General features: G+C 43.5%; 17 protein-coding genes. 11 read left to right on the forward strand and 6 right to left on the reverse strand.

What is annotated here, in order from left to right:
- Positions 1-280: 280 nt before the first annotated feature.
- The 6 genes from EGC86_RS06660 to EGC86_RS06680 all read right to left on the reverse strand — a co-directional run bounded on the left by EGC86_RS06660 (position 281) and on the right by EGC86_RS06680 (position 7,447).
- Positions 281-496, reverse strand: a complete 216-nt coding sequence (locus EGC86_RS06660) for a hypothetical protein (RefSeq protein ID WP_123777030.1) — start codon at positions 494-496, stop codon at positions 281-283.
- Positions 497-587: 91 nt separating this feature from the next.
- Positions 588-1,046, reverse strand: a complete 459-nt coding sequence (locus tag EGC86_RS06665; protein WP_123777031.1) for a hypothetical protein — start codon at positions 1,044-1,046, stop codon at positions 588-590.
- A 969-nt stretch (positions 1,047-2,015) separates the two neighbouring features.
- Complete coding sequence (locus EGC86_RS06670) at positions 2,016-3,593, reverse strand: general secretion pathway protein GspF (RefSeq protein ID WP_123777032.1); 1,578 nt, start codon at positions 3,591-3,593, stop codon at positions 2,016-2,018.
- Positions 3,586-3,726, reverse strand: coding sequence for a hypothetical protein (locus EGC86_RS20860; protein WP_165872356.1), 141 nt, complete (start codon positions 3,724-3,726; stop codon positions 3,586-3,588). Before EGC86_RS20860 ends, EGC86_RS06670 begins: the two co-directional genes overlap by 8 nt.
- Positions 3,727-3,737: 11 nt before the next feature.
- Positions 3,738-6,176 carry a LamG domain-containing protein gene (locus tag EGC86_RS06675; protein WP_245423115.1) on the reverse strand — a complete coding sequence of 813 codons (2,439 nt, stop codon included), beginning with the start codon at positions 6,174-6,176 and terminating at the stop codon, positions 3,738-3,740.
- A gap of 2 nt (positions 6,177-6,178) precedes the next feature.
- Positions 6,179-7,447: a hypothetical protein gene (locus tag EGC86_RS06680; protein ID WP_123777033.1), complete on the reverse strand. Its 1,269-nt coding sequence runs from the start codon at positions 7,445-7,447 to the stop codon at positions 6,179-6,181.
- 314 nt (positions 7,448-7,761) lie between these two features.
- Between EGC86_RS06680 and EGC86_RS06685 the strand changes: the two genes are divergently transcribed.
- From EGC86_RS06685 to EGC86_RS06735, 11 genes are all read left to right on the forward strand, one after another.
- Complete coding sequence (locus EGC86_RS06685; protein ID WP_123777034.1) at positions 7,762-10,425, forward strand: HzsA-related protein; 2,664 nt, start codon at positions 7,762-7,764, stop codon at positions 10,423-10,425.
- Positions 10,426-10,482: 57 nt separating this feature from the next.
- Entirely contained in the window at positions 10,483-11,223 is a 741-nt protein-coding gene (locus tag EGC86_RS06690; RefSeq protein ID WP_123777035.1) for an SH3 domain-containing protein, read from the forward strand.
- Positions 11,193-11,855, forward strand: coding sequence for an outer membrane beta-barrel domain-containing protein (locus EGC86_RS06695; RefSeq protein WP_245423116.1), 663 nt, complete (start codon positions 11,193-11,195; stop codon positions 11,853-11,855). The genes EGC86_RS06690 and EGC86_RS06695 overlap by 31 nt, the downstream gene beginning before the upstream one ends.
- Positions 11,856-11,930: 75 nt before the next feature.
- Complete coding sequence (locus EGC86_RS06700; RefSeq protein WP_123777036.1) at positions 11,931-12,434, forward strand: TlpA family protein disulfide reductase; 504 nt, start codon at positions 11,931-11,933, stop codon at positions 12,432-12,434.
- A gap of 4 nt (positions 12,435-12,438) precedes the next feature.
- The gene (locus tag EGC86_RS06705; protein WP_123777037.1) at positions 12,439-12,699 is read left to right on the forward strand and encodes a DUF4266 domain-containing protein; all 261 of its coding nucleotides are present in this window, start codon (positions 12,439-12,441) and stop codon (positions 12,697-12,699) included.
- Positions 12,686-13,840: a DUF3570 domain-containing protein gene (locus EGC86_RS06710; protein ID WP_245423117.1), complete on the forward strand. Its 1,155-nt coding sequence runs from the start codon at positions 12,686-12,688 to the stop codon at positions 13,838-13,840. Before EGC86_RS06705 ends, EGC86_RS06710 begins: the two co-directional genes overlap by 14 nt.
- Before the next feature lie 54 nt (positions 13,841-13,894).
- On the forward strand, positions 13,895-14,455 hold the full coding sequence (locus tag EGC86_RS06715) for an AraC family transcriptional regulator (RefSeq protein ID WP_123777039.1): 561 nt from the start codon (positions 13,895-13,897) through the stop codon (positions 14,453-14,455).
- Positions 14,456-14,572: 117 nt separating this feature from the next.
- Positions 14,573-16,705: a tetratricopeptide repeat protein gene (locus EGC86_RS06720; RefSeq protein ID WP_123777040.1), complete on the forward strand. Its 2,133-nt coding sequence runs from the start codon at positions 14,573-14,575 to the stop codon at positions 16,703-16,705.
- A complete protein-coding gene (locus EGC86_RS06725; RefSeq protein ID WP_123777041.1) occupies positions 16,705-19,761 on the forward strand; it encodes a tetratricopeptide repeat protein in 3,057 nt (1,018 codons plus the stop codon). The genes EGC86_RS06720 and EGC86_RS06725 overlap by 1 nt, the downstream gene beginning before the upstream one ends.
- Positions 19,748-20,539, forward strand: coding sequence for a tetratricopeptide repeat protein (locus tag EGC86_RS06730; protein ID WP_165872357.1), 792 nt, complete (start codon positions 19,748-19,750; stop codon positions 20,537-20,539). Before EGC86_RS06725 ends, EGC86_RS06730 begins: the two co-directional genes overlap by 14 nt.
- A 1-nt stretch (position 20,540) precedes the next feature.
- Positions 20,541-20,894: a hypothetical protein gene (locus tag EGC86_RS06735; RefSeq protein ID WP_123777043.1), complete on the forward strand. Its 354-nt coding sequence runs from the start codon at positions 20,541-20,543 to the stop codon at positions 20,892-20,894.
- Positions 20,895-20,979 lie beyond the last annotated feature (85 nt).

The following is a 20,979-nucleotide window of genomic DNA, read 5'->3' on the forward strand; positions in this document are numbered from 1 at the left end:
ATCTATTCCGCAAAGAAAAGCCTTACGCACAACTCGCGAGCAACAATGATAATAAGGTGTGTCATCTAAGCTAACGATAGTTTGTCTTGGTCTGGCCATCTTCAATTACCATTTTTAAAAGGTAAATAAAGCGTAGTTCATTGCTCGTTATTTAGCCAGCAATCGTGGGTGGCCATGTTAATCTGAAGCAGTAGAATAGAAAACTAAGGCCAAAAGCCTTGGATGAGCAGAGTATTATCTTGACTCATCCGGAGCGTCCATATATGGCCTATTAATCTTATTAGTTTTGCGTTGCTAACCATGATTGATATTTCTCATGCATTTTACTACGAGCCTCTTCTTGAGTTTCCCCAAGAGACTCTCCCAAATCAGGTTTAATGTCTTTAGTATCACTTTCTGTTTTGGCATAAACAAATTGAAGAATTGCGAAGTATTTATTTTTACCAAGAGGTCGGTCTAATTCTTGAACTAAAATTTCAAAATCAAATATTTCCATGTGCTGAATACTCCTTTGTAAAACTAACGCTCGCATTTGGGGCCGCAGCGTAACGAAGGTCCCAAATGCGGGGGCGAACAAAATGCGTTTGTTATAACTTTTCTTCCTCTGGACTTTCAGGATATTTATCTATGAACCTCTTTACAGTACCCGAATGATAGATTTCCAGTATATCCAGGTTGCGAATTGCTGCCTGGATTAACCATTTTGATTCATCTTCTACTTCAAAATAGAGTTTAGCGTTTTTATCAAACACATTATCCATGTGTTTGATACTATTTTTCGTGCTGCCAAGTAAATTCTTAAGGTCTTTCCTACTTCTCTCTTCCCACTCCAGATGCTCCATGCCTACTTTTTGGATCTCAGATAGGATGTTGACCGTATCAGTTAGCTGATCTGTTTTACCAACAACACGAATAATTTTGCCGAGCAGCTCTTCAGCTACACCAGCCAAATTCATAGCAGCGAAATACCTTTGATGAAGCTCTCGTTCTTCGATCGCAGCCTCAAGATACTCAAGCGCAATGTTAAGTTTGGGATACTCGATCATAAGTTATAACAGCTTATTAAAGGGCCAAATAAATTTAAAGTCGGCCGTTTAAGTTATTGATTAATATCATCCTACATTTGCTATCTTATTGAAGTAAAGTAATTAATTGTGTCTAACAGACAAAAACAAACCGAGCTTGCGCGTAAAGTAGAATTCACTTTCACTTGACGAAAAATTAAAGATAACAATATCAGACAATTACGATTTCTTTATTTTTAAAACGATACAACTAAAGAACGATTTTTAATCATTCTTTAGCGTAAATCGATGAAAAACCATTATACCTGTACATAAAATCAGTACATGCCACATAGAAAGTGTGCATGCTGATTTTTCTTTAATTCTTTTGATTTTTTCACATGCGAAGCATGTGGCTTTTGGGGTTAAGGGGTATCCCCTTGCCCGAGTTTATCTCCCATTGGAATACACCTTGGTACAGAAATGATCAAACTTTATGATAAACGCACAGATGGCCGAGCATACAAAGATTGTACTTGCAGCATGTCACAGAAGTGTTTGCACTTGAGGTAATTCTGTCACATCCATTGTGAACCAACATCAACAATCACTAACAGTTGTCAATCCGTCAGCAACGAAGAAATAGAGCCTCGAGTATAAGCGCGGCTGTGACCGTCCATGACATGGACGTCATGGCCGAGCTTACAAGGATGTACTCGCTGCGTGTCACAGAAGCGTTTGCCCTTGAGGTGATTAGGCCACATCCATGAGCCAATATCCTCTGCACTTTTGTGTCGAAACACAGCCAGCAACAAAGAAATAGAGCCTCGAGTATAAGCGCGGCAGTGACCGGCCATGACATGGACGTCATGGCCGAGCTTACAAAGATGTACTCGCTGCTTGTCACAGAAGCGTTTGCACTTGAGGCGATTTTGCCGCATCCATGCGAGCTAGCGAGATATCAAAAAGGTTTTAATACGCCAGTACAAAATTCTGGCCTAAAAACATTCACTACACTATCGGTTGAAACGCAGTTAACGAATCGAGCATAGTGGCATTACCTAATCCTTGTCCTGGGGCAACTGAGGTAAATTGGCTTTGTTCGCCATGTAGAGCCATATAATTTAGCAATACGGTTTCTACCAACAAGTTAACGTTATTGGCCGACGGGGCTGACGCGGTATCAACGGATGCATCGCTGCGCATAAAACCAATTTGTTGTTTTCTGGCCATTTGGTCGGCGCTGCCTCCCATTAATTGTGGTTTGCCAGACGGATTATAAACCAAAAAGAATGACGCGCCTGTTGATGAGTTATCGCCAGTCCATTCGCCTTTACCGCGCCCTTCCATTGAGTCATCGATGCGGCCATTGCTAGCAACTGAGCCATCACTAAACACGTATAACATTAACGGCATATTGCGACGTGAAGCATATTCTAAACACGCGCCCATGCAGCGACCAGCTCGTAAATCTCTTAACTCACCGGTGGCGCGCTCGCCAGTGTGATAGTCAAACCCCCCCATGGTGACCGTGCCCGCACCAGAAAAGCCATTAACCACTAACTTCATAATGGACGCTGTTTTTTGGAACTCAGACTCAGAGTCAAATTCATTAATCCCAAAAATGCCACCAGGACCGACAATATCAGGGTCTAACAATGGGTTTAATGTTGATGGGTCGCCAAAACGGTCGGCAAGGTCAGCACTTTTAACATAACCACAATTAACCAAATCTTTAATCACATCACCGCGGGTAACTTGCGTGTTCACTGCCGCCATTTTTTGCGCGCTAATACGTTGAATACTTTCCATTACGGCCACAGCATCACGTTGCGACAATAAACTGAATAAATCACCTACATCCACTAAACCCGTTACGTCTGAAGGGCGATCAATTTTAGTGGGCCGTTTGCTTAAATCGATAAAGTTGGTGGGCGCCATTGAATTGCCGCCGGAATCTGAGTTACGTGAGCCCACTAACGGCATTAACGAACCGTTCGCCCCTGCTGCCGCAATGGCATACATAGGATTGTGTGGATTATTACCCGTGTCATTATCTGAGCGATTTGGGATCACAGCACCGTTGATACGCGATGCGGTATCAGATGATACTTTCTCTAAAATCCCGCGTAAAAATGCTGAGTCAGAGTGAAACGCCAGCCCTAAATCAGTATTAATAAAATCAGACATCCCCGCATTAGGGTTTGCAATAGACGGAGCCATATCACCTGGTAAACCCAGTTTGTTATAACCAGCCGTGGATAAGAAATCTTGCTGCCCGCCAGCGCCGCCAACCAACACATTAGAGCCCGCAATATTGGCACCACCGGCTAAATCGAAACTAATAAACGCAATTTTGCTCGCCCCTTGTACGCTGATGCCACAAGAGTCTCTTAATGCTTCAAGATCGGGCGATAACGCCGCATGGGCATTGTTAGGGTTAGCAAACAGGCTAAATAGTGACAAACCAGCAACTGCAGCGCCGCCTTTGTACAAGCCTGTCGAAATAAAATCTCGCCTAGTCATCGGCTTACGGTGATCAGCAAACAACAATGGACTGTCTGGATGAAGGTGCTTAGGTCTAGTCATTGTTGAATCCTTTTTGTGCTTGTATTACGGCTATATCAGTTGCATAAGTTAATCGTGAAACAGTCAGTCCAACAGCCATTTGCCTAAGCTGCTGCGCGGTTAATGGTATCAATCGTTTTATGTGTCGTTTCATACTGTCGCCTCCTATTGCACTAGCATCACGGCACTGGCCAATACGGCTGCGCAACTAGACTTAGCGATAGTACGGGTGCGCTCAGCAGTACAAGTGCCACTACAAACCGACAGACTGCTCACCAAGCTATCCAGCTCATTGTAAACTGAACTTTGGCTTGGCTGACTGGCTAACGATAACGGCATAAGTTGGTTAATTAATGGGTTCAATAAATTAGCGCGATTCGTCGAATTTAACGCCACACTAGGCACGGCAGTAAAGTCCACATCAGGGAACCAATTACCACGAATAGTGTTGCCTTCAATCGCAGTGTCACAATAGGCAATGGCAAGCTGGGTAATGCCCATTTGCTGAGCTGAAATAAAGGTTTCAATATTTTCAAGACTCGGTAATTGGCGTTTAACTAATTGATAGGTGTTAAACACTTTAGTTGACTTCTGGTCAACGCCCGTCAGCATACTCATACTGTGATTGATTTCAGCAAAGTTACGCACGCCGATTTGTGCAGATTGAGTGGTTGCAGGCAACTCGGCAGGGGTAACAAATACCCCAGGTAACACCACATTGGTGTGTTCGCCTAATTGTTCAAAGGTTAAGAAAAACTCATCCAAATTAGCGCCTTTTTCAAGGGCTATAATGGTGCCTAATGCCGAGATAGAAAACGGCTCTGCAATCGCTTGCCCTGCAGATATTGATAAATCCAGATTGGCGTAGGACTGACCTTGGGGGCTTTCTTTACCATTTATACCTATACGTAAGCCTTTTACATCAAAACTGGTGCTCACTGGCGTGCCATCAATGTTGACAATAGCAGCATTACTGAACAGATAGCTGTAGTTATCAAACTGACTGACTTCAAACATCACATAGGTATTAGCAAGGTCAATTAAATGACTTATCGAGAACAGTAAAAAGAACTTTTCACCGACTCCAACATTATAGTTTTGCTGTACTTGCTCAGGTGCAAGTACCCGATTATAAATGGCTAACAAGCGAATATCGCCTTGCCATACATGCTGGTTTGACGCTTCTCTACCCAAAATGAGCGCGAAGCTGTCGTCCCAATTAGCCAGTGGCGCAATGTCTTCATCGACCACATCAATCAATTGACCATTAACGTAAATACTGCGGCCAGTCGTTGCATTGTAGGTCATCACGACATGCTGCAATGTGGCTTGTAATACTTCATCGGCATCTGGGGTACTTAAGGCTGGCTCGCCATTGGTGCTAGATACTTGCGTGCGCAGCATAAAGTCATAGTTATATTGAGTTTGACCTAAGGTAAAATTACGTGCGCTGTCTCCTGCTGAATAGGTCACTATTCTTGCTGGACCTTCTTGAGTTACATTATTAGGTGTCACCCAGGCTTCAACAGAAAGCTCACCAGTGGCAGTAATTAAATCATGCAACTTTTTACTGTTAGCCGTACTCGCCTGCGCTTTACCGTTAGTAAACGACAAGCCCCAACTGCCCAACCAATCTACATCACCGGTTAAAGTCAAATTAGCGGCTGGAGATATACCTGAGGTGTCATAAGCAATCGTGCCCTCACCGGTTTTAAATTGGTAAAGCGCAATCACGTCAGTTTCAAAACGGCCACCACTTGAGGCGGTAATACCATCGGTTAAACGCAATGACTTTGACATCACCATGTCTGGTGAAATCTCATCAAGTTCAATGCCATCACTGAGCGCCATAATCGCATCACGCATTTCAATGCTGTCGTCTACACAATTGCTCCAACAATTATGAAACTCAGAACCTAACCGCACTACAAGCCTTGATTGCGCAGGATCATCTAAATTAATCACCCCTTTAGCCGCTTCATAAGCTTGTTCAATGTCGTTACTGGCAAAAAACGGCGACTGTGCAGCTTGCACGCCTTGGTTATGACAAGACGCACAATATTGACTCACGATGGGATAAACGTGCTGACCAAATAAGCTGTTGTCATCTGGGAAGTTTTTACTTGAACCAGGATCACGAATAACTGGTGCGGTCAGCTCAATAGTATTGGCACTGCTAACACGTTCATCTGCCCATAATTTAATCCATTGAGTCATGGTTTCGCCGCAAGCTGAATCACTGGCGAGCCAACAATTGTGGCCACCAGCCACTTTGCTAACCAAACGTGATGCTTTGGGGTCGGTTAAATCAACCAATGGATTCGTGGCGGCATAAGCATCATTTACATCATTGCGACTAGCAAAATAAGGCGCTTGATTACCTTCGGTATGACACGCACCGCATTTGTCTTGGGTTGAGATGTTATCCCACAATGATGCTTTGTATTTTTGAATATCAGCCGTTGCTGCTGCGGGGCCGGTATAAACGTCAGATTGCGGGGTTTGTTGCGCAGGCGGATTTTTTTCAACATCGCCACCGCCACAAGCAGAAAGCCCCAAGATTAATGAGCCAATAACAAGGCCTTTAGCCATTAAATACTTCACGGTCATTCTCCCATACAGTAGTTGCCAACTTCAGCAAACACGCGCTTAAGTTGGTAAGAGTTCTGTTTAAAAGAAGCCGTAGTAGCACTAATTTGTGCAATATCAGCTTGGCTTTCTGCATCTCGTAAACATACAGTTTTAAAAACTTTTTTGACTTGGCACTGAGCAAATGCGTTGCTGTTTGCCAACTCTTGTCCTAATGATTTAGCCCCACTACCTTGACCTGACAAACTGTTATCCCAACCCAATTTTTGATTAGGACCTTCGCGCCAGTAATTGTTCCATTTATCGTTTGGCGTTGCATAGCCAAAAGGAAAGCTGGTTGAATTGATATGATACTTACCTTGCACTCGAGTGCCGGTGGCTGGGTCGGTTTGACCGCTGGTGTTGTAAGCTATCGCACCTGCCTCACCGGTTGGATCTTGGTCACGGTTAAACTCATATTCATAATAAGCAAACGCTTGTGCCAGCGGATCCATACCACTATGACAACTTGAGCAGTTATTAATAAATAAACGGCTGTCACCACCAGGACTGCGACTCACATCTTGTCGAATACGATCGGTTGGGCGGGTGTTGTCTTTTAATGGCTCTAAATCGGTACACAAATGATTCATTAAGGTAAAACGGAACATGGCGCGGTTAGTGCCTAAATAAAAAAACTCTTTTGCCGCTGCACGGCTCGTTAACACCCCTGCGGTTGCATCCGCAGGTAATCCATTCACACTCGATTGAGTGGTGCGCTCTAAGCCGTCTTTTAAATCAATAAATTGGTCTTCTAATGCCTGATAATGGTCATTATTATTACGATTGTAACCGGGTAAATTCAAACTGTTTTTACCCACATACACCATGTCTGCTTGCAGAATATCTCTGAAATCAACATCGTCCCTAACCGCACCAATCACTGTGGCAGAATAGTCATTTAACGGCGCAAAAATGTCTTGATCAATATTGGTCCACGGCGTAGCGAATAATTTTAGTGTAGTGGAATAAAATGCCGGCGTTTCCATGGCGAGGTATGCAGCGTCAATGGGTTTGCTGTCATCCAGTAATGCTGCCATATTTTGCAATGTGGTTTCGGATGCTGGAACACCAGTTATGCGGTCGTGCAGTTGCTTTGCTTGCTCTAGGCTAGCCGCTACTGCATTGATCGAGAAAAGACCAAACACACCAAGTACTAAGACACTCCTAAACGCCTTAGAATGCATTGTTTTTCCATAATAAGATAATAAGCTGAAGCTTTTTACCGTACGAAGTCGTTGCTTCATACTGTCTCCTTGTTAGCACTTGACTGCCTTACATTGAACTGACATTGAACTGACATTGATGTTGGACATGCTGAAAATCGAATGGTGCTGATTAAATCATTCAACGGCTCACAATAAAAGTTTTTATTTTGTTAATTTTTTTGACACTTGCAGCCAATAACTTGGCGCCAAAAAAGTGTCTTGCAGCGTCAAAATAAAGTATTCAATTATTTAATAAAAAATGTTGAAACACTGGTCCTAGAAAGCAATAATGTCAGGCGCCATCAGGTTTTGCCATGATACCCACAAAAATAATAAATCGTTAAGGAAAACAAATGAGGCCGACTTTGGGCTATAACATTATGATGTTTACGGTAATTACATTGTTATTAGGATGTAACACTGAGACAGCAATTAAAGATCAACAGCCTGATCCCGTTCTTGTTGAATATCCAGTAGCTTATATTGAGCGTAATTTAACAGCGGTCGATCAAACATCCGCACAATTTCAATCCCTTAATCCTGCCTATTTTAATCCTGGCGCTCAATTACTCATTAAACGCAATGCCTTCGCTGATTCACCTGCGACGAATTTAACAGCCGCCTTATTTGCAGAAGATCAGCTGATTGATATTCGCGATCTGTCAGTGTCTGACGATGGCCAACAACTGCTTATGGCCATTCGCGCACCAGAAATCGATGGTGTTGACGACGATGAACAACCTAAATGGAATATCTGGCGTTATACAGTTGCTAGCCAAACCTTAGAACGAATTATCACGAGTGACATAACTGCTGAGCAAGGCAATGACCTAATGCCTGCTTTTTTGCCAGACGGCAGAATTATATTTGCATCAACCAGACAACGTTTATCTCGCGCTATTTTGCTTGATGAAGGTAAACCACAATACACAGCATTAGATGAAAGCCGCACTAATGAAACCTTTAATATCCATGTAATGGACCCAGATGGCAGCGCCATTAAGCAGTTAACCTTTAACTTAAGCCATGACTTTTACCCATTGGTACTGCAAAGCGGAAAGATTTTATACAGCCGCTGGGATCGAATGGGCGGCGGCCATGGAATTAACCTGTACCGTATGAATCCAGACGGAACAGAAAACGAATTAGTATTTGGCTGGCATTCGCATCAATTGCCCCTTGACGGCCAAGCCGAGCCGATAGATTTCATCAAGCCACAACAATTAGCTAGCGGCGAGATATTGATGTTGTTGGCATCACAGGATGACACCAGAATTCAAAAGCGTCCGGTACTTATCAATATTGATGACTACATTGACGCTCAGCAAGCCACTGCCAATTCTGGCGCACAAGGCGAAGCGATTACAGACGCCACGTTATCAGAATTTAACTTCTCATTTTCTGCCGCATTGTCAGAAAACGGTAGAATCAATCATTTATACCCACTACCCGATAACAGCCAGCGCTTTTTAATGAGTTGGGATTTGTGTCGTGTTGTTGTAAATGACATCGTCCGCGCCTGCGGTCAACTCACCGCGGAGCAACTCGCTGACGATAATCTGATTCAAGCCGATCCCTTATACGAGCTATGGCTACTCAACAATGCCAACAACACCCAACAATTGGTAGCCACAACAGCTCAAGGGACGGTGCTAACCGAATCGGTGGTGATGCAACCTAGCGCACAACCAAAAACCTTTATCGCGGACAAGGTCGTCGGCAACGAACTTGATTCACAGCTAAGTCAAGAATTGGCTGGTTCTATCCACATTCGCAGCGTATATGACTTTGATGGTATCGACACCACTGCCAACGTAGGTGGTATTAGCCGTTTAAGTGACCCATCGCAAACACCCGCAGCCAACTTACCGGCTCGCTTTTTACGGATTGTGCGTGGTGTTCCCATGCCACCCGACGATGTTAGAGACATTGCCAATACCGATTTTGGCCGCAGTAATAACCAACTCATGCGCGAAATTGTCGGTTATAGCCCAATTCAACCCGATGGTTCAGTCAAAATAAAAGTGCCTGCTAATGTCCCATTGGCCATCAGTGTGTTAGATATCAATGGTCAGCGTATTGGCGGACGCCACAATCAATGGATCACGTTAACGCCGGGTGAAACCCTAGAATGTACCGGCTGTCATACTGCTAACAGTCAACTGCCTCATGACCGACTCGACGCCCAGGCCCCTAGCATTAATACCGGAGCCGCGGGTGGTTCTGCCTACCCTAATGCCACGAGTAATATCATTCCTGCGCAAGGACAAACCATGGCCGAAGCCAATGACATGGTCAATGGCCTTGCCGAGCTTAGCGACAGTATTAAATATCAAGATATTTGGACTAACCCAGTATTGTCTGCCGTTAATCCAAATGTTGAATACAGTTACAGTAATTTGGCCACACCGGCGCCTAATGGTAGCGAATGCTTTGACAATTGGACGCCCTATTGCCGCATTCAAATCAATTATGTTGAACATATTCAACCGCTGTGGGACTTAGCTCGACCCGTTATAGACGCAACAACTCAAATAAACGTTGCCGATAACACTTGTACCAGTTGCCATAATATCGTCGATGCCGATGCCGATGGCGCGGCGCAAGTGCCTGCGGGACAGTTGTCGTTAATCAATTCACCTTCAAGCGATCAAGCTGCACACTTAACCTCATACCGTGAACTGTTTTTTAACGATGTTCAGCAAGAAGAAGTCGATGGTATTTTAATCGATAAATTAGTTGAAGTGCTTGATGCCGATGGCAACGTAGTTTATCAAGTAGACAGTAATGGTGAGCTTATTCTTGACGCTGACGGTAACCCTATCCCAGTGTTAACCACAGTCAATGTGCCCGCTATTTTATCGACTAATGGCGCGCGTTCAAGTAACACATTTTTTGAGGTGATGAATAACACCACTCATCAAAATATGCTGTCGGCCGATGAGCTCAAATTACTTAACGAATGGTTAGACATTGGCGCGCAATATTACAACACGCCATTTTACTCACAGGACTAACAAAGCATGCCACAAGCAAAACCATAGGTTTGCTTCATGACTTTGCGATAGGGAATTATGCAAACATATTTACGAAACACCTTTTTGCTACTGACAATACTGTGTTTAAGCCCCGTATTACAGGCCGACGACAACCCAAGTTTGCGTATCGATGTGCCCTTTATTGAGCTACATTCTGGGCCAAGTGCTGGCTACCCTGTGGTGTCGATTATCGAAAAAAATGACATAGTCACAGTGCTGCTTAAGCGTACGTCCTGGTTAAAAGTGCAAAACAAACGTGGCGTTGAAGGTTGGTTTCATGAAGATAACCTAAAAGGTTTATCCCAAGATGGCCAAGCCATTGATACCAATTTAATCACAGATCAAGACGTCATCAATCGTCAAATAGAAGCCGGTGTCATGTACGGCGATTTAGAAGGTGCCAATTTTTACAATATCTATGCAGGCTATGCATTTACCCCCGTATTTAGTGCTGAAATATCAGCGGGCAAAGCACTGGGGAGCATTTCAGACAGTGATGTATTTGAAGTCATGCTGTTTAGCCAACCTCTACCCGACTTAATCGTAGTGCCATACATTGGCGTTGGCGCGGGGATCATTAATACCGAGCCCCATAGTGTGTTAGCCGACACCGAATCGCGTCGCAGCACCTTAATGAGTGCTGCGGTTGGGATTAAATATCACCTTGCACGTAATTTTTTATTACGAGCCGAATATAAACTCTCGTTAGCCTTAACCGACCGAGATGAAAATGAAGAGATCCAAACATGGAAAATAGGATTCAGCGTATTTTTTTAGTGCCTTTTTTCACCGCTAGTACCTTAGCGCTGACCGCATTAACGCCAAGCTCAGCAGCATTTGCAGCAGACGATGTTCCAACCACAGTCAAAGCCGATGTAGAACGTCGAACAGTGCTTGATGATGTGATTGATACTGAAAACTTTGAAGTGGGTATTCAAGGCGGTATTTTGTCGATTGAGGATTTTGAATCAAATCCTTGGATAAGTGCCCATGTGGGTTACCACATCAGCGAGCACTTTTATGTCAAAGCTCGCTATGCTCAAGCCAAAGCAGGTGAAACCAGTTTTGAAAAACTGTCTAACGCAGCCCCTTTGTTAACTGACGATGAGCGCGAGTTAACTTATTACGGCTTAAACATTGGTTATAACTTGTTGCCTGGTGAAATCTTTTTCAGTAAAGACACGGTGTTTAACAGTGTCTTTTCAATCGAATTAGGTGGCGGCAGTACCGAGTTTGCCGGTGACGAGCAATTTACCTTCAACCTCACAGCAAACTACCGAGTATTTTTAACCGACTGGATAGCATGGGATTTAAGCATGAGTGATTACCTGTTTAATACCGAGGTCACTAGCGCGTCTAAAACAACCCATAACCTGAATTTTGCTACGGGTGTGTCGTTCTATTTTTAATCCACCTCGATAGTGGTCGTTAAAAGAGACCATAGAATATTCGAGTAGCAAAAGTAAAACCAATAAGGAAATACAATGTTGTTCAGTCGATTTAGTGGTAAATGTCTTATTGCATTAGGTGCAATATTGTTGTCGATGCAGGTACAGGCGCTCACGCTTGGCCAAGCTGCACCCGACTTCACCTTAAAAAACCAGCAAGGGACTAACCTCAATTTAGCCGAGCAACGTGGCGAGATTATCTTGATCAACTTTTGGGCATCTTGGTGTGGACCATGCCGTAAAGAAATGCCGATTTTGCAAAAATTACAAGACAAGTATCAATACCTCGGCGTTCAAGTCTGGGGCATTAATGTTGAACAAGAAAACCAAGCAGGCAAAGACTTTCTAGCCAACCTTGATTTACGTTTTCCGATATTTTTCGACCAAACCAATTCTTTGTCTAAGACCTATCAAGTTGAAGCCATGCCAACCACAGTGATTATTGATCGCGATGGTAATGTGCGCTTTATATTTCAAGGCTATAAAGACGGCTTTGATAAAAAGTATGCTGCGGCCATTAAACAGCTAATTAGAGAATAAATTGATGACAAACACCTTATCTCCTCGCGTCACGGCTTTATCGCTTAATTGCATTGCGCTATTAAGCTTAATTAGTTTGAGCGGCTGCACGAGTATGGGCATTGAGCCTTGGGTTAAACCATACGAGCGTCAAAACTTAGCCGACCCCATCATGCGCTTTAATCGTCATCCAAGTGCCAGCATGCATATGGCTCACGTACTTGAAGGTCGTGAATCGGCCCGTGGCGCAGAAGGAACCGGAGGTGGTGGTTGTGGTTGTAACTAATTTTATCAATAAAGGCGTTAAGTTATTGGCGGTACTACTTGTCAGTATGACGAGCTTGTCTGTCCAAGCTGCGGTGCTCGATCCTGATCGTGCTGATGTGTTGTATCACAGCTACGAAGGTGGCGGCATGACCATTGATGGTCCGTCAGTGTTACTCAGAAAAAAGACCTCTGAATCGGTCGCATTTACCGCATATTATTATTTAGACAGTATTTCATCTGCATCGGTAGATGTTATCAGCACAGCCAGTGCGTACACAGAAAAGCGTAACGAAGGTCAATTTGGTGTTGAATACCTGCATGACAAAACCTTGATGTCATTTAACCTGCGTCAAAGTGATGAAGACGATTATTTAGCGCAATCATTTAGCATCAATGTCTCACAAGACACCTTTGGTGATTTAACCAATTTAAATCTGGGGTTGTCTTATGGCGACAACGAAATTAAACGTAATGGTGATGACCAGTTTGAAGAGCAGAGCGAGCAATATCGTATCCGCGCTGGCATCAATCAAGTGTTAACCCGCAACCTTACGGCGAGTATTAACGTTGAAGCCATTGCCGACAGTGGTTATTTAAATAACCCATACCGCACAGTGAGATACGTAGACAACAGCGTTCCATCAGGTGTGGCTTATCAGGCAGAAGTGTACCCAGAAACTCGCAACTCGTTTGCGGCAAAATTATCTGCCAGTTACTTTTTACCTTATCGCGCAGCCTTGTTTTTTCATTACCGCCACTTTAACGACAGCTGGGAAATCACCGCCAGTGATGTAGAGCTTGGATATCGACATCCGCTGGGCGACAGTCTCGAATTAGAATTTAAAGTGCGTTATTACCAGCAAACTCAAGCTGAATTTTACAGTGATTTGTTTCCTTATCGCGACGCACAAAACTACCTTGCGCGCGACAAAGAACTCAGTGACTTTAGCGACATCACTTACGGGATAGGCATTACCTATCAATTACCCGCCTCGGTATCGTTTGGCAACACGCGTTCAGAAGCATCGCTGCAATGGGATTATATTGACTTTCAATACAATAACTTTAGAGACCCTACTGCTGATGGCGGAGTGGGCAACGAACCATTTTATGGGTTTTCGGCCAATGTAATCCGTGCTTTTGTCAGCGTGTACTTTTAATTGTTCGCACTAACTACAGATAATTTTAACAACGTAATTGCCAAGGCCATAACTATGACAACCAACCGTAAATGGGGTTCTTTTTTAACGCGGTTATTCGCAGCAACGTTACTGATTGCTGGTTTATTTGCATTACCAGCCCAAGCAGAAAACACCAAGCAAGGTAATGGTGCATTAGCTAGCGAGCTTGAAGACATTAAAAGCCAAGTACTAAAACTCAATCGCGATTTATTTATTTTAGAAGAAGATTTGTTGTTTCCTGCCAGCACCCAAATCGCGGTATTTGTATCGGTTGATGTGGGCCGATTTCTCAAACTCGACAGTGTCGAGTTAAAAATTGACGACAACAATGTCAGTGGTTTTTTATATACAGAGCGTCAACGTAAAGCACTAGAGCAAGGTGGAATTCAACGTATTTACTTGGGTAATCTTAAAATGGGTCCTCACCAACTAACGGCAATTTTTACCGGCAACGATGCCGAAGGCCGCACTGTGCAACGTGCCATTAGCCATAGCTTTGATAAAACTGATGAAACGGTAATGATAGAACTCAAAGTCGAAGACAGTGAATCAAGCTATCGTGCTGATATCAAAGTCGAACAGTGGGTATTGTAAACAACAATGGCTGTTAATACTCAATCACTTAGCGTTAAGCTAGCTCATATCAGTAACCGACTCACACAAGGTTTGGGCTGTGCCGCCATGTTTTGCAGTTGCTTGGCTCTCTTGCACATGGCTGATCTTCAAGCGGCAGACCTTCAAGCTGCAGAAAACGCTGTGAAGGACTCAATGGAGACAACGGCAGCTAAAACAGACTTAGAAGATAAGTTTTACCGCCAATCATTGTACTTTTATTTTGCCGGTGATTATGGCGCGGCATTAAGGCAAATCAGCCTCAACCGCCAACGCAAAGGCATCTATTCTGATCGCAGCCAATTGTTCGAAGCCGGACTTCAAGTGTCGATAGGCTTACACGATCAAGCCACCCAAACCTTGGTGCAATTTGAACAACAGCAAGCGAATGCTACGGCCAAAACCACAGCGAATACCAGTACTAATACCAATAGCAGCAAAACGAAGTCAGCCACATCGCCAACCGAATTATTATTGATCGCTTTGTTGCAACTCAGCGAACAGCAAATTGAACAAGGCGATATTGATACAGCCAAGCTCACGCTAGGCAGAATTACCACATTACTGCCAGATTATGTCGAACAATATTATGTGTTAAATCAATTAGCTTATTGGCCAGATACGCCGCCATTAACCGCCCAAGTACAGCAATCAACATCAGAAGATGACCAGTCACCAACAAGTTCATCTGCCGCTTACATCGCATTAAACCAGGCGTTGTTGCACATGGAGCAACAACAATACAGTGCGGCACAACCTATATTAATTGAGCTTAAAAGCCAACAATGGCAGCCACCCAAAATTAATTTTTGGCAGCAATTGTTTAACCCTTTTGTAGAGCCCGACATTTTTGACGATAACGATGAGTTATTGCCAGAAGTTAAAGACGCCTTGTTGCAACAACAGGCCATCAATGATTATGCAAAGTTACTGTTGGCACAGTTGTATGTCGCCAATAAACAATACGATTTAGCCTATAACGAACTGAGCGATTTTCCTGAGCAAAGTCCTTATGCTGAATCCGCTTTGTTTTTATTTGCCTACTCGGCCCAGCAACAACAACACTATGACATGTCGTTTAAGTTGCTATCGCTATTGCAGCAGCAATACCCCTATTCAAATTTAGCCTGGCAAGCCGCGTGGTTAACTGCAAAACAAGTCAGTGAGCAGCAATCTTTAGCACAAGGATTAACCTTGTATCAGCAAGCTGAACAACTGTATTTACAAAAAATTGTCGAGATAAAAGCGTTTGCAGAAACAGTTAGCACCATTAGCAATGTCACCGACTTTGCCAGTAAGACGCTTGCTCAACAAACTCCTTCCTTGGCAACCAAGTCTGACGCGTTAGAGCTTATCCTTACCGAGCGTTTTAGCACTGATTCGCCTTGGCTAAAAAAAGCCTTGAATGATCCGCAATTAGCGACCGATTATCACACCTTATTAAGCCTTGATTTACTTAGCGACAATGTGCAAAAACAACAGATTAACAGTCAATGGTTAAAGGACACCTTAGCCCTCAACACCCAGCGCCAAGCCCGCGTCATTGAACAACAAAAACAGCTCGCCTACACAGAGATGATTAACGCTCTCACAGAGCAAAAACAACGTATTGCCAAGATTATTGATCAAGCAGAAGCTGAACAAAATGCCCAAGTGTTTGCCGACCCAAGTCAGCAACAATGGATAGACCGTATTGATGCCAGCCAAGCCAGGTTAACTACATTGGCGACTCAACGTAATATCGACGACGAACAACAACGACTTGATAGGATTAAAGGGGTGTTGCAGTGGCAATTACAGCAAACATTGCCACAACGACTTTGGCAGCATAAAAAAAGCCTGAAGCAATTAACAACACAACTTGAACAGCTTGAACGACAAGCCAATCGATTTAGTGCATTGTCGAGTAACACCCGCTTGTTATCTGACTTTGAGTTACGTCAACAACAAACCCAAACCGACATTAACAGCACGAACGTTAATATTACCGGACTGCGTGACAAAACCGACCGAGATATTCGTGGCAAAATGAGCATTTTTACCCAGCAACAACAATATACGTTACAGCAACTACTGCTCACCACTCGCCACCAAATGGCCAATGTATTAGAGCAAATGTCACAAGCAGACACTGCGCCAATCAATCCCTTCTCAGCAAACGAATCGGCGGTAAACAAATCGACTGAAAGTGATTCCACCGCAGGTGAGTCAGCTGCACAAGGAGCGCGCTAATGTCAGTATCGGCTTATTTATCAGGCGCATTAATCTTAATCAGTGGTATTGCATTATCGGGGTGTTTTAGCAGTGGGCAGGCTGATTATGCTCAACAAGCTAAACGCACTAGCTTAGGCGATTTGGCCAACAAACGCAGCAGCGAAACGGTGGCGAGTGTTGAAATGAGCCAAACTCAACGCAGTGCCAAGTTGGCTCATATTTATCAGCAATTGCTGACACTTGAACCCGATCCTGAAATCCGGACGCACGTTGAATATCGTTTAGCGCAAATCAATACTGAATCATTTGAAACACAATCTTATGCTGACTTAGATGATGAGTCGCAGACAGATAGCCAAGTATTAGCAAAGTTGACGCAAAACGATGCGGCACTGCAAAAATTAATCACCGAATATCAACAATTATTGCAGCGATATCCACAACGACCTGAAAACGAGCACATACAATATCAATTAGCTAAAGCGCTCGATTTACAAGGCAAGTTGGATGAGAGTTTGGCTGAAGTTGAATCATTACTGCGACACTATCCGCAAACCGTTTATCTTGCCGAGCTTAACTTCAGGCGTGGTGAAATCTATTATAATTTGCAAAATTACTCTGCAGCAATTCAGTCGTATAAGAAAGTATTAACCGCTCAACATAATCAAAAATACCAACTGAACAGTCTGTATATGCTCGGTTGGTCTGAATTTAAACTTAATCGACTTGCCAATGCCGACAAAGCATTCTTGCAAGTATTTGAAGCATTAGTGGCCAGCCAACAAAGTAATAGTGATGTTGCAAACTTAACGTCCGACAACTTTACCTTTGAAAAACTCGGCAGCCGCGCACAAAATTTGGCGATTGATACTCAAAGAGTATTGAGCATTTCATTAAGCCAACAACTGCAATCACAATCATTACTGACTTTAGTTAATGACAATCAATCGCTGCCTTATCTTGGTCTATATCAACATGTATTATTTGCCAATTTAGCTGAATTTTTGCTCGACAAAAAACTAGATTATGACGCGGAACAAACCTATCGAACTTACATTGCATTGGCTCCCGACAACATTTGGTCAGCACGTTACTCGCTAAAATTGCTTGATCTCTACCAAGGTCAGGGTAAATTTGCTTCAATGCATAAACTTAAAAATGACTATGTTAATCAATATGGTCTTAGCAGCACATTTGGGGTCAATGCCAACAAGGCGCAGCAAGCTGAGTTATTACCACAACTGCTTAGCTTTAGTGACGAACATAGCCGTCGTTTGTACGCCGATGCGCAAACTCAACAAGGCGCACAACGGGTTAGCGCATTCGCACAAGCTGCCAGTGCATTAAACACCTATTTACAATTGGCCAAATTACCTCAAGCCGGTAACTTGTTAACCAAAGATATTCTGAATGACGAGTACTTATTTGCCGACGCTAATTTTGAAGCCAAACAATATCAGCAAGCCATTGCCAGTTATTACACCATTGCCTATGACGCTACTGCAACGTCTGCGGCCTTGCGCAAAATACAGCAGCAATCGGCTTACGCAACAACCGTCACGGTACGCAAAATTCTTTCGCAACATGAACAAAGCCAACAAAATCAAAACCAAAATGAACAACGCAATAATGATGATTACAATAAACTCATTTCACAACGTAATCAGTTAGATAAAGACTTCATCAATCAGTATCCATCTGACAAACGTGCTTTACAGTTAGCCAGTAATGCCGCCCAATATTCGTTTGATGCTCAACACTACACAGATCTTAAATATTTTACTGATTTTGTATTACAAGCCCACGGCATTAACACACTCAATGACGCGGCAAGCTCAGTGCAAACCGCAACGCCATTGTCAGACGCTGCCCGCAAACAAGTGCAGTTTGTCAGCCAGCTTTATGCCAATAGCTTGTACCAGCAAGAGCAATACGCTCAGGCTGAAGAGGGTTACATTTTAGCGCTGCAATACACAGACAAGAGCACAGACTCATGGTCTGAAATGCGTAATCTGTTAGCTTCAAGCATATACTTCCAAGCGCAAGCCGTTAAACAAACACAACCAGAGTTAGCCGTCAGTCAATTATTACGAGTCGCTCAAGCGGTGCCCGAATCAAAATATGCGGTTAATGCCGAACTCGATGCAGCAAACTTATTGCTTGAACAACAACGCTGGCAAGAAGCGGTCGACGTATTAAAACCGTTTCAGCAACGTTACCCAAACCATGAGTTTAGCGCGGTCATTCCAGCTAAATTAGCTCAATCCTATGAAGCACTAGCCCAATGGGATTTAGCCGCCGAGCAGCTTTTGATCATTGTCGCCAATGAAAAGCCCGGCGCATTAAAGCGTGAAGCTCAATACACTGCGGCGGAGTATTATTTAAAAGCAGGCGATAACAATAGCGCACTCAGCACCTTTAGAACTTATGCTAAAACCTACCCACAACCGTTTGATGTAGCACAAGAGGTTCGCTTTAAAATGAGTGAGTTTTACCGCCAAAGCGGTGAAGCTAATAAGCAATATTACTGGTTTAGACAAATACTCAGCTTCGATCGCAAACAATTGCAGCAAGATGCGAATGCCATTCAGGCTCGTCAAATTGAACTTGCCTCTATCGCGGCGTTTGCCTTGGGTGAAGCAGAACAACGCAGTTTTGCGGCAATTAAACTCAACGCACCTTTGCAAAAAAGCTTGATGCGCAAACAAGATGCGATGAAAAAAGCCATTGGTTATTATCAACAAGTGCTCGACTTTCAATTAGCTAAATACGTTCCCCATGCAACATACAACCTTGCAGAAATGTATCGCCAACTTGCGAGCGACATGATGAGTTCACAACGCCCTGGCGATTTAGATGAATTAGCCTTGGAAGAGTACGAGATTTTACTCGAAGAGCTGGCTTATCCATTTGAAGAGAAAGCCATTGAAATTCACATCAGTAATACCCAAAGAGCATGGGATGATATTGTTGACCAATGGATAGAACAAAGCTTTAAACGCTTGGCACAAATGTCTCCTGCCCTTTATCAAAAACAAGAACTCACTCATGAGGTCATCGATGCTATTCATTAAATCATTATTTACCTCATCGACAGCGCAAGTGGCACTCTTCGTGCTAGTAAGCCTCATGCTGTTACCCGGTTGTAGTTCATCGCCAAGCAGTACTGATGTGAATAAGCAAACCGCTAAGGATCCAAGCCTAGATGGCATGAATAAGGACATTGTCGACTTAGTTAGCCTCGATACTAACCGAGCCAATAACAGCACCAGTATCAGTGCAGGCTCAACAGATACTCATAATGTGTATCTTGAACAAGCATCACAGCGTTTAGCTGATGTACCCGCAACGGTATTGAGTCAATATCAGAAAGCCATTGACCAAATGAAAAACCAGCAATGGCAAGCAGCCAATAGTTTATTTGATAAAGTAATTGCAGCAGAGCCTCAGTTGTCGGGCGCATATGTCAATAAAGCCATCATCGCGATAAATCAGCAACAATTAGCCCAAGCTGATGCACTGCTTGCACAAGCGATAGCGGTTAATAATAACAATCCATATGCGCATCAAATAAAAGCCAATATCGCAAGGCGACAAGGCCAGTATGCTCAGGCAGAGCAAGGTTACTTAACAGCGCTAACTCTGTGGCCTCAATACCCACAAGCGCAATTAAATTTGGCGATCTTACTAGAGTTATATCGCGGTAAGTTGTTGCAAGCCCGCCAATACTACCTAGCGTATTTGGCTAACCAGTCAAATGATGAACAAGCCAAACGTTGGCTAGCGGGCGTGGAAATTAAAATTCAACGCGCTGGGTTAACATTACCCGACAATGCTAATGGAGCAGGCTAAGATGACCATGAAAAAGGTGTTTCAAGCAAGGTGTCGTCTTAGCATATTGCCGCTGTTTTTAGCCACTTGTTTACTGAGTGTCTCTGCTCAGGTGGTTGCCAATGATGACACTGAAAAACAACAAACCGTGAAACCCACAAGCAATAAACCTGTGGTGATCCAAAGCCAAGTGACCGGCTCACAAGAGCAACCCAAAGTGCTTTATATTATGCCGTGGCAAGGGATCAATAATCCGATAGACATTAACAACGAAGGCATGCGGCTTACGCTGCCTGAGTTTAGGCCTATCAATCCAAAATTATTTCGACAACAAGTCAGAGATTTTGCCAACGGCAAACCAGAAAATGATCAATAAATGCATCATTAAATAATGACTCTAAATAAGCAACATGCTAGCCAAAAGCTGAGTAATACCTAACAAAAACAATTGAACACCTGCA

It is taken from the genome of Shewanella frigidimarina (assembly GCF_003797125.1).
In the GTDB taxonomy this organism is placed as follows: Bacteria; Pseudomonadota; Gammaproteobacteria; order Enterobacterales; family Shewanellaceae; genus Shewanella; species Shewanella frigidimarina.